Annotated in this window: 2 pseudogenes; both read left to right on the top strand. The window is 44.0% G+C overall.

Annotated elements, in window-relative coordinates:
- Positions 1–351 (top strand): annotated as a pseudogene (locus ACFIJ9_RS08670) (phage portal protein); the annotation flags it as partial.
- 13 nt (positions 352–364) lie between these two features.
- A pseudogene (locus ACFIJ9_RS08665) lies at positions 365–678 on the top strand (hypothetical protein); the annotation flags it as partial.

The raw sequence follows: 678 nt of genomic DNA, 5'->3' as shown, positions 1-678 counted from the left end.
CCGGATATTATGCTTGATCTACTTCGTTATTCTCCATTGCCGGCGTCATTGCTTAATCGTGTCAGTGAGAAGTTCCAACAGCAACAAATGGCACAACAACAGCAGATGGACCCCGAGCAGGAAATGAAGTTGCAGGAAAAGCAACAAGACTTAGAGACGAAAGCACAGATGCATCAGATGGATTTGCAACAAAAGCAGATTGATCTGTTTATGCGTCAAAAGAAAGCGGAATTAGAAGCAGAAATGATGCAACAGCGCCATGACATTGAACGGCAGAAGCTTCTCAATACTCAGGCACACAATCAGATCATGCGAGAGCGAATAGCATTACACAGAGGTATGCATAGTTGAGAAAGGTGAAAGAATGAATGCAGAAATGAATGAAGCTATGAATGAAGATTACAGAGTTGGAGCACCGGTCTTTGATGATGAGAGCTCTTTTGATGCTGGCACTTATGATGGTGAAACGATTGATAATGATGACATTACGTCTCCAGAGCCGGTTTTAGAGACCGTTGAAAAGCCTTCAGAGATTGTTCCTAGTATAGAACAGCAGCGTATGGAGCAACAAGCCAAACAAGCTCGTGAAGCGCTTGTCAAGCTTTATGAACCCCAATCCCAGACGCCAATGGTTGAAGGTGAAAATGCACCCCCAGACCCTACACAAGACATTATTGG

Origin of the sequence: Bartonella sp. MR90HLJMH, assembly GCF_042194115.1 — a bacterium.
Taxonomy (GTDB): domain Bacteria; phylum Pseudomonadota; class Alphaproteobacteria; order Rhizobiales; family Rhizobiaceae; genus Bartonella; species Bartonella grahamii.
Note: the sequence above shows the minus strand (reverse complement) of the source record. Positions and strands in the feature narration are given on the sequence as shown.